Here is a 12,759-nt window from a genome sequence, read left to right as displayed (position 1 = left end):
TTTGCCATTGTTCATGATTCCGTTTGGACCTGCAAGTTAGGTAAACCCTATTACTTGCAGGCAAACGATTGTTTGAAAATGAAACCCACCAGATTACAGCCCGGTATTCTTGGCAATAAAAGCCTTGACCTGGTCTGCGGAAATTGGCATTTCCGTGACTCGCTGTGGCAGCTTTTCGATGCCCTGAAACTGCTCGGGCACGGGTGGTGTTTGGCCTGTGGCTTCTTCAATGGTTTCTGCAAACTTCACAGCCAAGGCGGTCTCCAGAATAACCATGGGCACGCCTGGCTCCACAAGTTCTCGAGCCACTTTCACTGCATCGGCAGTGTGGGTGTCGATTAAGGTGCCGGTACGGGCATACACTTCCTTGATGGTGTCCAGGCGGTTTTGGTGATTCGATGAACCCGACTGAAAACCGAAATCCTGCTCGATGTGCTTGAAACGCGAATCCTGCGACAAATCAAACTGACCATTCGCTGCCAAATCTTTCCACAAGGCTTTCAAGGCCTTGGGGTCGCGGCCCAGCAAGTCGTACACAAAGCGCTCGAAGTTCGAGGCCTTGGAAATGTCCATGGATGGGCTGGAAGTGATGTACGTTTCCGCAGATTTACGCGGGCGATACACCCCAGTTTTGAAAAACTCATCGAGCACATTGTTTTCATTGGTGGCCACAATCAGCTTGCGAATGGGCAAGCCCATTTGCCGTGCAATGTGGCCGGCCAGCACGTTACCGAAATTGCCGGAAGGTACTGCGAAGCTGACCGGATCGCCAATTTTTTCAGCCGTACGCAGGTAGGCATTGAAGTAGTACACAACCTGCGCAGAAATGCGGCCCCAGTTGATGGAATTCACCGTGCCAATTTTCTGGCGCGCCTTGTATTCCAGGTCTTCACTGACTGCCTTCACGATGTCCTGGCAGTCGTCGAACAAACCTTCAATGGCAATATTAAAAATATTCGGGTCTTGCAAGCTGTACATTTGAGCGCGCTGAAAAGCACTCATTTTTCCAGCCGGGCTTAACATGAAAACCCGCACACCCTTCTTGCCACGCATGGCGTATTCAGCCGCAGAACCAGTGTCGCCACTGGTAGCACCCAGAATATTCAACTCACGGTTGGTGCGGGCCAACTGGTATTCAAACAGGTTACCGAGCAACTGCATGGCCATGTCTTTGAAAGCCAGCGTGGGGCCGTTGGACAACTCCAACACCTTCATGCCATCAAACAGCTCTCGCACTGGCGTAATTTCTTCAGTGCCATACACGGCTTTGGTGTAGGTTTTGGTGGTCAGTGCTTTCAAGTCGGCTTCAGGAATGTCGGTGGCGAAAGGCTTCAACACCTCAAACGCCAACTCACCGTAGCTCAGCTTTTTCCAGCTTTCCAGCACATGCAAAGCCACTTGCGGGTAAAACTCGGGCACGGCCAGACCACCATCAGGTGCCAAGCCTTCCAGCAAAATTTCCGAGAAATCTTGGGGATCCATGCCCCCACGGCTGCTGAAGTATTTCATTTCAGCTCAAGTCCTCTACACGAATTCGGGTCAAGGGGCCATGTACGCTATCCAAGGCCTCAATTTTGGCAATGGCTTCGTTCACATCACCTTCCACACAACGGTGGGTCAACAACACAATTTCAGCGGTTTCTTTTTCGCTGGTGGCTTGGCGTTGAATCATGGCTTCAATTGAAATTTGATTGTCAGCCAGCAAACGGGTCACTTCAGCCAGCACACCCGGGCGATCATCCACAGCCAAACGCAGGTAAAAGGCAGTGACCACCTTCTCCATGGGCAACACGTCCAGGTTTTGAATACCTGCTTTCTGGAAAGCCAATACTGGCACACGGCTGGCCAAGGGCGCCTGGCTTGAGCGCGCAATCTCGATGAGGTCAGCCACCACAGCAGAGGCTGTGGGCAAACTGCCTGCACCCGCACCGTAGTACAAAGTGGGGCCTACCGCGTTGGCCTTCACCAGCACTGCGTTCATGACACCTTCCACATTGGCGATCAAGCGCTTGCCAGGAATCAGCGTGGGGTGTACGCGCAATTCCACGCCTTGCTCGGTGCGCTTGGCAATGCCCAGCAATTTCACACGATAACCCAGCTGCTCGGCGAACTGAATGTCTTCCTTGGTCAGCTTGGTGATGCCTTCAATGTAGGCTTTTTCAAACTGAACCGGCACACCAAAAGCAAGCGAGCTTAACAGGCTGATTTTGTGGGCTGCGTCTACACCTTCAATGTCAAAGGTAGGGTCTGCTTCGGCATAGCCAAAGGCTTGGGCTTGCGCCAACACTTCGGTAAATGGCAATCCCTTGTCGCGCATCTCCGACAAAATAAAGTTGCAAGTGCCGTTGATAATGCCGGCCACGTACTCAATTTTGTTGGCCGCCAAGCCTTCCTTGACTGCCTTGATCACCGGGATACCACCAGCCACTGCGGCCTCAAACGCCACCATCACATTGTTGGCTTCAGCTGCCGCGAAAATTTCATCGCCATGCACAGCCAGCAAGGCTTTGTTGGCAGTAACCACGTGCTTGCCAGCGTTAATTGCAGCAAGTACCAATTGCTTGGCAATGGTATAACCACCGATCAGCTCGACCACCACATCAATGTCGTCGCGCTTCACGGCTTCAAATGCATCGCCCAACACCTCAACGCCTGGGCCAGCCAGTTCACGGGCTTTGTCAGTGTTCAGGTCGGCGATGACTTTGATCTGAATGGGGAAACCCACACGGCGTTCAATTTCATTCGCATTGTCTTTCAGCACATTGAAAGTGCCGGAACCGACAGTACCCAAACCCAGCAGGGCCACTCGTAGAGGTTTGTTCATTTTTAAATCAGCCAAGGTGTTGTTTTCGATAACTTTCCAGGAAGCGTGCAATTCTACCAACTGCGTCCGTCAAATCATCGGTGTTGGGTAGGAAAACCACCCGGAAATGATCCGGATTGATCCAATTAAAGCCTGTACCCTGCACCACCAGCACCTTTTCAGCCTCCAACAACTCCAGCACAAAGCGCTGGTCGTTTTTGATGGGATAAATTTTAGGGTCCAGCCGCGGGAAGAGGTACAACGCTGCCTTGGGCTTCACACAGGTAACGCCGGGAATTGCTGTCATCAGGTCGTAGGCCAAATCGCGCTGGCGAGTAAGGCGCCCGCCCGGGCCGACCAGGTCGTTGATGCTTTGATAACCACCCAGCGAGGTTTGAATGGCGTACTGGCCCGGCACATTGGCGCACAGACGCATGGACGCCATGATGCCCAAACCGTCGATGTAATCGGTGGCGTGGCGCTTGTCGCCAGAAATGACCATCCATCCTGCCCTGTAACCACAGGCACGGTAATTTTTAGACAAACCGTTCATGGTGATGAACAACACATCGTCGGCCAGCGATGCAATGGAAGTGTGTTCCGCACCGTCATACAACATCTTGTCGTAAATTTCGTCTGCAAAAATAATCAACTGGTGTTCACGGGCAATCTGAATCAGCTCTTGCAACACCGCCTCGGGGTACAAAGCACCCGTGGGGTTGTTGGGGTTGATGATGACCATGGCCTTGGTTTTTTCATTGATCAGGCTGCGCAGGTGCTTGGTGTCTGGGTACCAGTCGCTTTGCTCGTCGCACAGGTAATGCCGCGGTGTGCCACCAGAAATACTGACAGCAGCAGTCCACAAGGGGTAATCGGGCGCGGGCACCAGCACCTCATCGCCGTTGTTCAGCAAGCCCTGCATGCTCATTACAATCAGTTCAGACACGCCATTGCCTACAATGATGTCGTCGAGTGTGACACCCTTGATTTTCTTTTGCTGGGTGTAGTGCATGATGGACTTGCGTGCAGCAAAAAGGCCCTTGCTGTCGCTATAACCCGAAGCATCGCCCAGGTTCATGATCACGTCTTGCCGAACTTCGTCGGGCGCCTCAAAGCCAAAAGGGGCCAAGTTGCCGATGTTCAGCTTCAGAATTCGGTGCCCTTCCTCTTCCAATTGCCGCGCTCGCTGCATCACCGGTCCGCGGATGTCGTAGCAAACATTGGCCAGCTTGGCAGATTTGAGAATGGGTTTCATGTCGACCTGTGTGTGGATTGTTGTGGTGGTTATTAAGGTGCTTATTCTTTTGCTCGCGCAAAGTCTTATAATTTAACCGTTTAGGCCAATGCCTGCTAGGCTTTGGCCCCATCCTGGAGCATCTTTCGAATGAAATTTCAACCTGAATCGCTCGACAATCAATTCGTCGTTCAGCGGTATGACGAAGAAGGTGTCGTGATCAGCGGCAGGCTTCAAACTGAAAGCGTGGTGTTTGGCACCGATTTCACCCCAAAAATTTGGGAAAACGCGGGTTCAGGCCCGCTGGAATTGGCCCACTGCGAATGGCTATACAGCCAGTGCCCTGAAAGCATGGAAGTGCTGCTGATTGGCACAGGTCCCAAACAGGTTTTTCCGGGCATGGACATTCGCAAGTTTTTCGCCAACAAACGCTGCCCCGTAGAATACATGGACAGTCAGGCCGCTTGCCGTACCTACAACATTTTGATTGGTGAAGGCCGGCACGTGATTGCCGCGATTCTCCTATGACCGCATACGCCGCTATTTTGGTGCTTTCTGGCGTTATCTTGAATGCACTGGCCCAATTGCTGCTCAAAATGGCCACCAATAAGGTGGGGGTGATTGAGGCCTCCAGCGCGCTAAGCCTGGGCGCCATGTCGGCCCTGTTTTTGCAATGGCCCATGATCCTGGGCCTGTTTTGCTATGGGTTTTCACTGCTCATTTGGCTGATGGCACTTTCACGGGTAGACGTAACCCTGGCCTATCCCATGCTCGCAATTGGTTACGTAATCAATGCCTTTGCCGCACAGTATTTTTTGAATGAACCGGTTAGCCTGCAGCGCTGGGTGGCCATTGGCGTGATCGTACTGGGTGTGGCGCTTTTGGCGCGTTCCTGACACTGCCTGCATTTTGCTGTCAAAAGCTGTGGTTATACTGAATCATCAACCAACAAGCACAACACCTCAGGGAGCAGTACCGTGTCACTTGAAGTCAACAGCAAAGTGCCTGATTTTTCAGCAGCTTGCACAGGCGGCGCCGATTTTACCCTGTCGGCCCATGCTGGCAAAAACCTGGTCATTTATTTCTACCCCAAAGACAGCACACCGGGCTGCACCACCGAAGGCGAAAACTTTCGCGATTTGCACCCCGAGTTTTTGAAAGCCAACTGCCTTGTTTTCGGCGTTTCACGCGATTCCCTGAAATCGCACGAGAACTTCAAGGCCAAACTGGAAATGCCATTTGAATTGATTTCAGATCCGGACGAAAAGGTGTGCACAATTTTCGACGTGATGAAAATGAAAAACATGTACGGAAAACAAGTACGTGGCGTGGAAAGAAGTACCTTTGTAATCAACAAGAAAGGCATTCTTGTGCAGGAGTGGCGCGGCTTGAAGGTGCCGGGCCATGCGCAAGCGGTGCTTGACTTTGTACGCACAATCGGGGACTAATATCCCAACGGGCGCGGGAGTGACGACCCCGCGCGATTCATGAGCTTCCTACTTCAGATCGTTGACAATGCCTCTGCCCAAAGAACCCAGCAAACCCGCAACCACACTGAACGAAATTCCTCCAATCACGGCGCCCAAACCGAAAAAGCCGGCCAAGAAAACTGAAGTTTCAGACAACACCATTGCAACAGGCAAAGCGCCGCTTACTTTGGCCTCCGACAACACCGTTACCGCCAAAGCCCCTGAGACGAACCGCACACGCAACATTCCAGCGGCGGCCTCCGGTAAAGCACGCAAGCCCGTGGCCACGCCCATCACCAAAACAAAGCGACAGGTCACCCACACGGGCAAGAAAATTTTCGTGCTGGACACCAACGTCTTGATGCACGACCCCACATCGCTGTTCCGCTTCGAAGAACACGATGTATTTCTGCCGCTGATCACGCTGGAAGAGCTGGACAACCACAAAAAAGGCATGTCTGAAGTGGCTCGCCACGCCAGGCAAGTAAGCCGCGCGCTAGATGCTTTGATGGAAAACATTGAGGACATTGAAAAAGGCGTGGCACTTGACCGGCTGGGCAATGTGGACGCCATGGGGCGTTTGCTGGTTCAAACAACAGAACTGTCGGCAGAATTACCCAAAACTTTGCCTGTGGGCAAAGCAGACAACCAAATTCTGGGCGTGGTCTTTGCGCTGAGCAAACAACACCCTGATCGCGAAGTGGCTTTGGTGTCCAAAGACATCAACATGCGCATCAAGGCCCGTGCCTTGGGTTTGTTGGCCGAAGACTATTTCAACGACCAGGTGCTTGAAGACCGCGATTTGCTGTACTCGGGCATCATGGAATTGCCTTCAGACTTCTGGGAAAAGAACAGCAAAGGGATCGAGAGTTGGCAGCAAGGTGGCAGCACCTTCTACCGCATCAGCGGCCCTGCAGTGAAAGACATGATGGTGAACCAGTTTGTGTACTGCGAAACTGGCATTCCATTGATTGCTCAGGTGCTGGAGGTAAGCGGCCGCACGGCGGTACTGAAAACCCTGCGCGACTTTAGCCACAACAAGAACAGCGTGTGGGGTATTACTGCACGCAACCGCGAACAAAACTTTGCGTTGAACCTGTTGATGAACCCGGAATGCGATTTTGTCACGCTGCTGGGACAAGCCGGCACAGGCAAAACCCTGTTGGCCCTGGCTGCAGGTTTGTCACAAGTGCTTGAAAGCAAACAATACTCTGAAATTATCGTGACCCGTGCCACCGTGCCGGTCGGTGAAGACATTGGTTTCCTGCCTGGTACGGAAGAGGAAAAAATGGCCCCCTGGATGGGCGCATTTGAAGACAACCTGGAAGTGCTGAACAAGCCAGATCCCAGCAGTGGTGATTGGGGCCGCTCAGCAACAACCGACTTGATCCGCACCAAGATCCGAATCAAGTCGATGAACTTTATGCGGGGCCGTACCTTCATCAACAAGTTTTTGATTATCGATGAAGCACAAAACCTGTCGCCCAAGCAAATGAAAACCCTGATTACCCGGGCTGGCCCCGGCACCAAGGTGATTTGTCTGGGTAACCTGGCGCAAATTGATACGCCTTATTTGACTGAAGGTTCTTCTGGCCTGACGTATGTGGTGGATCGATTCAAGGGCTGGCCGCATGCGGGGCACATCACCTTGCAACGTGGCGAGCGTTCAAGGCTGGCTGATTTTGCGTCGGATAACCTTTGATGTATTGATGGGCATGTGAGAAGTTGCATGCCCATCCGTTACGTTAATTCGCATTTGCGAAGTCGCCTGACCGTTTCGTTAGTTTGCATCTGCAAAGTCGCAAAGGCTGACCGTTACCATGCACTTGCAAAGTCGCATGCCCTCCTCCGCCTGAAAGCCTGAATGCCCCCTCATTGAATTCACACTGACTCACCGAGATTCGGCAAAACAGATGGCCGAACTCGGTGTCGGCTTGTAGCCGAACGTGGCGTTTGAATTCAAACGGGCAGGCTTTCTTGAAGGCGGAGAGACGGCAAAGCGAACTTCGCAAATGCTTGGAATTGGACGGTGACATTCGACTTTGCAAGCGACACTGATTGCGTGATTGGTCCGGCTAGGCTTCGCGGCAGTGTTGCATCGTTCTGCCGATTCAAGATCAAGTCGCCCGGTTTGATTCGCAGCGAGGGGCGACCTGTAAGGTCGATGCGAACACGCCTTTGGCGTTTCGCATGAACCGAGCCAGATTCAACACCGGGGAATTCGACTTGGATCTAGGCAGAATGATGTGGCGCTGCTGCGAAGCCTATATTCACCAACAGGGAATATGACTCGCCAATGGCAAACCTTTTGCACGCGCCATGAAGTAAAATCAGCGCGGTCAATTTGGCCTACTCCCCTTCCGGCTGCATCCCAGCATAGTTCTCAAACTTGGTGTACATACCCAGGAACGTCACCCGCACCGTGCCAATCGGGCCGTTACGCTGCTTGCCGATAATAATTTCGGCCGTGCCTTTGTCAGGTGAATCGGGGTTGTAAACCTCATCGCGGTAAATGAACAGAATGACGTCAGCATCCTGTTCAATCGCGCCCGATTCTCGCAAGTCACTCATCACAGGGCGTTTATTCGGCCGCTGTTCCAGCGAGCGGTTCAACTGCGAAAGCGCAATCACCGGGCAGTTCAATTCTTTGGCCAAACCTTTCAAGGAACGTGAAATTTCAGAAATTTCGGTGGCCCTGTTTTCACCCGGAGAAGAAGACCCCATCAACTGCAAGTAATCGATGATGACCAAGCCAAGCTGGCCGCACTGCCGCGCCAAACGGCGACAACGGGCGCGTACTTCCATCGACGACAAAGCCGGTGTTTCATCAATAAACAACTGAGCGTTCTGCATTTTCTCAACCGCATAGGTAAGCCGCGGCCAATCTTCATCAGTCAATCGCCCAGTTCTCAAACGGTGTTGGTCCAAACGCCCCACCGAACCCAGCAAACGCATGGCCAACTGGGTTGCGCCCATTTCCATGGAGAACACGGCCACTGCGTGCCCTTCTTCCACTGCCACGTGTTCACCAATGTTCAGGCTGAATGCCGTTTTGCCCATTGAGGGCCTGCCAGCCACAATAATCAAATCCCCGGGCTGCAAGCCGGAGGTTTTTCCGTCCAGGTCTACAAAGCCGGTAGAAATCCCGGTGATGTCACTGGTGCTGTCGCGGTGGTAAAGCTCATCGATACGCTCCACCACTTTGCTCAGCACCGGCTGAAGGTCTTGAAAACCACCAGCGCCCCGCGCACCATCTTCAGCAATCTTGAAAATCTTGCTTTCGGCTTCATCCAGAATTGTTTTGGTGTCTTTGCCTTGGGGGTTCAGTGCGGTGGTGGCAATGTCGTCGCTGATCGTGATCAACCGGCGCAACACTGCGCGGTCACGCACAATTTCCGCGTAGCGGCGAATGTTGGCAGCAGAAGGTGTATTGGTTGCCAAGGTGTTCAAATAGGCCAGTCCGCCCACATCTTCGGCTTTGCCGGAAGATTGCAGCGATTCATACACAGTGATCACATCAGCTGGCTTGGAGCCATCAATCAACTTGGCAATGTGCTCAAAAATAACCCGGTGATCGTATCGGTAGAAGTCTTCCGCGCGAATCACGTCGCCAATCTTGTCCCAAGCCTGGTTATCAAGCAGCAAGCCGCCCACCACGGATTGCTCGGATTCAAGCGAGTGAGGCGGAACACGCAGGCCCGTCATTTCTTGTTCTGTAAGTCGATTTTCGGACATAGTTTCGCAATAGAAAAAGGCCACCCTGAGGTGACCTTTTTTGTTGGTTCAGGCAGACCAAAAAGTATAACCGAATGCGGTCAATCTCTTGGGTCTAATTCGCCTTAAAACCGGGTATGACTTGGCCTACTTATTAAGCCGCTTCGCCAGCAACTACGACGTTCACGTCTACAACCACGTCGGGGTGCAGGGCTACAGTTACGGTGTGCTCGCCAGCAATTTTCAGCGCGCCGTTGGGCATGCGTACCTGTGCTTTTTCTACTTTCAAGCCAGATGCGTTCAAGGCAGCAGCGATGTCGTGGTTGGTTACAGAACCAAACAAACGGCCATCTACAGCAGCTTTTTCGCTCAGTTGAACAGTCGTTGCGCTCAACTTTGCACCCAAGGCTTGGGCAGCAGCCAGCTTTTCAGCAGCGGCTTTTTCCAGTTCGGCGCGGCGAGCCTGGAATTCGGCGATTGCTGATTCTGTGGCGCGCTTGGCTTTGCCATAAGGAATCAGGAAGTTACGTGCGTAGCCGTCTTTTACGCGAACCACGTCACCCAGTTGACCCAGATTGGGCATTTTCTCAAGAAGAATTACTTGCATGGTGTTCTCCCGTACTGCTTAGTGGTTGTCGGTGTAAGGCAGCAAAGCCAGGAAACGTGCGCGCTTGATCGCTGTGTCCAACTGGCGCTGATAGTTCGCCTTGGTACCAGTGATACGAGCGGGCATGATCTTGCCGTTTTCGCTGATGAAATCCTTGAGCGTGTCGATGTCTTTGTAATCGATTTGCTCTACCTTGCCCACTGTGAAGCGGCAAAATTTCTTGCGCTTGAACAAGGGGTTCTGTTGTGGACGACGTCCCTTGCGATCATTTTTACGACCAAAAGCCATAATATTCTCCAACTATTTCAAGTCTTCAACATTCGCGCACTGCGCAAACATGGAATCGAAGACTTTTTGATTTGTGCGAACGAAGCGCTATAAATCCAGACCAGTTTTTCAGGCTTCCCACTTCAAGGCCGTTGATTTGGTTGGCTGCCACCCCCAGCGCGACCGCTGAAACTGTGCACTTCACCACTCTTGGCTTGCTGGCTTCAAGCTGTTCACTGTCGTGCTCAAGCTCGAATTCGCAAATGGGTAAACCTGCCGGGGTGTATCGCAATATTGATTTCGCAATCAATGTGGCGGTGAGGGTGAACTGGTTAATGCCAGCTTTTCCTTCTTCCCCAAGCTTGTTCGAATTTTCCGCTGCTTCCTCCTGATTCATTGATTCAGTGTTGTGCAAGGACGAATTACTCGTCATCACCCTCGTCTGAATCGGAACTGTCGTCGCTCGAAGACGCAGTAGCAGAAGCGGCTTTGCGCTCTTGCTCACGCTGAACTTCCTTCATCATTGGAGAAGGCGCTGTTTCAGCTTTTTTCATCTTCACAGTCAAGTGACGCAGTACGGCGTCGTTGAATTTGAACGCGGTTTCCAGTTCTTCAAGAACTTCCTGGCTGCATTCAATGTTCAACAACACATAGTGTGCTTTGGCCAGTTTCTGGATTGGGTAGGCCAATTGGCGGCGACCCCAATCTTCGTGGCGGTGTACTTTGCCGCCGTTGGCTTCGATGGTTCCACGATACTTCTCAACCATGGCAGGCACTTGCTCGCTTTGGTCGGGATGCACGATGAAAGCAATTTCATAGTGACGCATTGATAAACTCCTATGGATTTTCCACAATTGGAAAAGCCGCCACACCCCCGTGGTGTAGCAGCAGGTAACCCGAAATTATAGTGGGTTTTAAGAAAACAGGCAACGATTCTAAAAAATCAGGCAGCTTGCTCCTGCAAGCGCTTCTTTTCCATGTCTCGAAGCTCGCGGCGCAGCACTTTGCCCACAGGGCTCTTTGGCAGCTCCTTCATGAATTCCACGTGGCGGGGAATTTTGTAGGCGGTCATGTGTTTGCGGCAATGCTCAATGACCTGCTCCGCCGTTAAATCAGGGTCTTTTTTAACCACAAACAGCTTCACGGCCTCGCCGGTTTTACTGTCAGGCACACCCACCGCCGCAGCCTCGAAGATACCGGTCAATAAGGTTGCCACGGCCTCGATTTCCTTGGGGTACACATTAAAACCCGACACAAGGATCATGTCCTTCTTGCGGTCGGTGATGTAAAAGTAGCCGTTTTCATCCATGTAGGCGATATCACCTGTTTTCAACCAGCCGTCCTGGGTCAGAATTTCGGCGGTTTCACGTGGCTTGTTCCAGTAACCCCGCATCACCTGCGGGCCTTTTACGCACAATTCGCCCTCTTGCCCAACAGGCAATTCATTGAAGTCATCGTCGCGAATGGTTACCTCGGTGGAAGGCACGGGTAAACCGATAGAGCCGTTGTATTCCTCGTGCAAGGGGTTGATACAAACCGCAGGCGACGCTTCGGTCAGGCCATAGGCTTCAGACAAACGCGTGCCGGTTACTTTCTTCCAACGATCGGCCACCGCGGGCTCAATGGCCGCACCACCACCCAGCACCAGCTTCACATGAGAAAAATCAACTTGTTCAAATCCCGGCGTATTCAACAAGCCGTTGAACAAGGTATTCACCCCGGTAAGCGCCGTAAACGGCACCGCTGCCAGCGTTTTTACAAACGCCTTCATGTTGCGGGGGTCGGTAATCAGCAGGCAATGCCCCCCCACCTTGATGAATACCAGAATGTTCGCCGTGAGGCAGAAGATGTGGTACATCGGCAGCGCGGTAATCGCAATTTCCTTGCCCTCTTCGATGTCCTGGCTCAACCAGGCTGATGCCTGCTGCAAATTGGCCACAATATTGCCGTGAGTCAGCATGGCACCTTTGGCCACACCCGTGGTGCCGCCGGTGTACTGCAAAAATGCCAGGTCATCGTGCGTAATATTAACCTTGCGCAGTTCGTTGTTGCGGCCTTGGGCCAGCGCCTTTTTGAATGTAATGGTTCCCGCAATATTGAATGCGGGCACCAGTTTTTTCACGTAACGCACAACAAAATTCAACAATATGCGTTTGAAAAAACCGTGCATTTCGCCCATTGAAGCCAATACGATGTGCTCAACTGGCGTGTTTTTGATCACCTTTTCCAACGTGTGGGCCACGTTCTCAAACACCACAATCACCTTAGCGCCAGAATCGCGCAGCTGATATTCCAGCTCGGTGGGTGTGTAAAGCGGATTCACATTCACGGCCACAAAACCGGCACGAATGGCACCCAACATGGCTACAGGGTATTGCAACAGATTGGGCATCATGAAGGCGACACGATCGCCTTTTTTCATGCCCGGAAGGCTTTGAAGGTAGGCTCCAAAATCGCGGGTCAGTGAATCCAGGCGCTCATAGGTCAGTGCTGTACCCATGTTGCTGAATGCAGTTTTATCGGCAAACTTGCGACTGGCGTCTTCAAAAATATCCCGAATAGAGGGGTACTGATCCAAGTCAACCGACGTGGATACACCCGGCGGGTAGCTTTGAATCCAGGCTTTATCTGTCACAAATGTCTCCTTCTTGTAGGCACTGCCGTG

Annotated in this window: 13 protein-coding genes; 4 read left to right on the top strand and 9 right to left on the bottom strand. The window is 52.3% G+C overall.

Features of this window, described 5'->3' with window-relative positions:
• Positions 1 to 93: 93 nt before the first annotated feature.
• Genes thrC through FCS97_RS10560 form a run of 3 tightly spaced genes read right to left on the bottom strand, consistent with a single transcriptional unit; the run spans position 94 to position 4,058 of the window.
• Positions 94 to 1,509 (bottom strand): threonine synthase, encoded by a 1,416-nt coding sequence (gene thrC / locus FCS97_RS10570; protein WP_138518397.1) that lies wholly within the window; start codon positions 1,507 to 1,509, stop codon positions 94 to 96.
• A gap of 1 nt (position 1,510) precedes the next feature.
• Entirely contained in the window at positions 1,511 to 2,824 is a 1,314-nt protein-coding gene (locus FCS97_RS10565) for a homoserine dehydrogenase (RefSeq protein ID WP_138518396.1), read from the bottom strand.
• Between the two features lie 7 nt (positions 2,825 to 2,831).
• Positions 2,832 to 4,058 (bottom strand): pyridoxal phosphate-dependent aminotransferase, encoded by a 1,227-nt coding sequence (locus tag FCS97_RS10560; RefSeq protein WP_138518395.1) that lies wholly within the window; start codon positions 4,056 to 4,058, stop codon positions 2,832 to 2,834.
• A gap of 129 nt (positions 4,059 to 4,187) precedes the next feature.
• On the opposite strand from FCS97_RS10560, the gene FCS97_RS10555 reads away from it, so the two are divergent.
• The 4 genes from FCS97_RS10555 (at position 4,188) to FCS97_RS10540 (ending at position 7,208) form a co-directional block, all read left to right on the top strand.
• Positions 4,188 to 4,565 carry an Mth938-like domain-containing protein gene (locus tag FCS97_RS10555; protein ID WP_138518394.1) on the top strand — a complete coding sequence of 126 codons (378 nt, stop codon included), beginning with the start codon at positions 4,188 to 4,190 and terminating at the stop codon, positions 4,563 to 4,565.
• Positions 4,562 to 4,933, top strand: coding sequence for an SMR family transporter (locus FCS97_RS10550; protein WP_138518393.1), 372 nt, complete (start codon positions 4,562 to 4,564; stop codon positions 4,931 to 4,933). The genes FCS97_RS10555 and FCS97_RS10550 overlap by 4 nt, the downstream gene beginning before the upstream one ends.
• 81 nt (positions 4,934 to 5,014) lie before the next feature.
• Positions 5,015 to 5,485: a peroxiredoxin gene (locus FCS97_RS10545; RefSeq protein WP_138518392.1), complete on the top strand. Its 471-nt coding sequence runs from the start codon at positions 5,015 to 5,017 to the stop codon at positions 5,483 to 5,485.
• A gap of 67 nt (positions 5,486 to 5,552) precedes the next feature.
• Complete coding sequence (locus tag FCS97_RS10540; RefSeq protein ID WP_138518391.1) at positions 5,553 to 7,208, top strand: PhoH family protein; 1,656 nt, start codon at positions 5,553 to 5,555, stop codon at positions 7,206 to 7,208.
• A gap of 647 nt (positions 7,209 to 7,855) precedes the next feature.
• Here FCS97_RS10540 and FCS97_RS10535 read toward each other — a convergent pair.
• From FCS97_RS10535 to FCS97_RS10510, 6 genes are all read right to left on the bottom strand, one after another.
• Positions 7,856 to 9,241: a replicative DNA helicase gene (locus tag FCS97_RS10535; protein WP_138518390.1), complete on the bottom strand. Its 1,386-nt coding sequence runs from the start codon at positions 9,239 to 9,241 to the stop codon at positions 7,856 to 7,858.
• 133 nt (positions 9,242 to 9,374) lie between these two features.
• A complete protein-coding gene (rplI, locus tag FCS97_RS10530; protein ID WP_138518389.1) occupies positions 9,375 to 9,827 on the bottom strand; it encodes a 50S ribosomal protein L9 in 453 nt (150 codons plus the stop codon).
• An 18-nt stretch (positions 9,828 to 9,845) separates the two neighbouring features.
• Complete coding sequence (rpsR, locus tag FCS97_RS10525) at positions 9,846 to 10,115, bottom strand: 30S ribosomal protein S18 (RefSeq protein WP_008249877.1); 270 nt, start codon at positions 10,113 to 10,115, stop codon at positions 9,846 to 9,848.
• 25 nt (positions 10,116 to 10,140) lie between these two features.
• Positions 10,141 to 10,527: a primosomal replication protein N gene (gene priB, locus FCS97_RS10520; RefSeq protein WP_138518388.1), complete on the bottom strand. Its 387-nt coding sequence runs from the start codon at positions 10,525 to 10,527 to the stop codon at positions 10,141 to 10,143.
• A complete protein-coding gene (gene rpsF / locus FCS97_RS10515; protein WP_138518387.1) occupies positions 10,517 to 10,921 on the bottom strand; it encodes a 30S ribosomal protein S6 in 405 nt (134 codons plus the stop codon). The genes priB and rpsF overlap by 11 nt, the downstream gene beginning before the upstream one ends.
• A 116-nt stretch (positions 10,922 to 11,037) precedes the next feature.
• Positions 11,038 to 12,729 carry an AMP-binding protein gene (locus FCS97_RS10510; protein WP_138518386.1) on the bottom strand — a complete coding sequence of 564 codons (1,692 nt, stop codon included), beginning with the start codon at positions 12,727 to 12,729 and terminating at the stop codon, positions 11,038 to 11,040.
• Between the last annotated feature and the right edge of the window lie 30 nt (positions 12,730 to 12,759).

Source organism: Limnobacter alexandrii (assembly GCF_005871185.1).
In the GTDB taxonomy this organism is placed as follows: domain Bacteria; phylum Pseudomonadota; class Gammaproteobacteria; order Burkholderiales; family Burkholderiaceae_B; genus Limnobacter; species Limnobacter alexandrii.
Note: the sequence above shows the minus strand (reverse complement) of the source record. Positions and strands in the feature narration are given on the sequence as shown.

Bases quoted from the DNA above. Each gene is read 5' to 3' on its own strand.
- thrC (WP_138518397.1), bottom strand. From the start codon at position 1,509: ATGAAATACTTCAGCAGCCGTGGGGGCATGGATCCCCAAGATTTCTCG.
- FCS97_RS10565 (WP_138518396.1), bottom strand. From the start codon at position 2,824: ATGAACAAACCTCTACGAGTGGCCCTGCTGGGTTTGGGTACTGTCGGT.
- FCS97_RS10560 (WP_138518395.1), bottom strand. From the start codon at position 4,058: ATGAAACCCATTCTCAAATCTGCCAAGCTGGCCAATGTTTGCTACGAC.
- FCS97_RS10555 (WP_138518394.1), top strand. From the start codon at position 4,188: ATGAAATTTCAACCTGAATCGCTCGACAATCAATTCGTCGTTCAGCGG.
- FCS97_RS10550 (WP_138518393.1), top strand. From the start codon at position 4,562: ATGACCGCATACGCCGCTATTTTGGTGCTTTCTGGCGTTATCTTGAAT.
- FCS97_RS10540 (WP_138518391.1), top strand. From the start codon at position 5,553: ATGCCTCTGCCCAAAGAACCCAGCAAACCCGCAACCACACTGAACGAA.
- FCS97_RS10535 (WP_138518390.1), bottom strand. From the start codon at position 9,241: ATGTCCGAAAATCGACTTACAGAACAAGAAATGACGGGCCTGCGTGTT.
- rplI (WP_138518389.1), bottom strand. From the start codon at position 9,827: ATGCAAGTAATTCTTCTTGAGAAAATGCCCAATCTGGGTCAACTGGGT.
- rpsR (WP_008249877.1), bottom strand. From the start codon at position 10,115: ATGGCTTTTGGTCGTAAAAATGATCGCAAGGGACGTCGTCCACAACAG.
- priB (WP_138518388.1), bottom strand. From the start codon at position 10,527: ATGACGAGTAATTCGTCCTTGCACAACACTGAATCAATGAATCAGGAG.
- rpsF (WP_138518387.1), bottom strand. From the start codon at position 10,921: ATGCGTCACTATGAAATTGCTTTCATCGTGCATCCCGACCAAAGCGAG.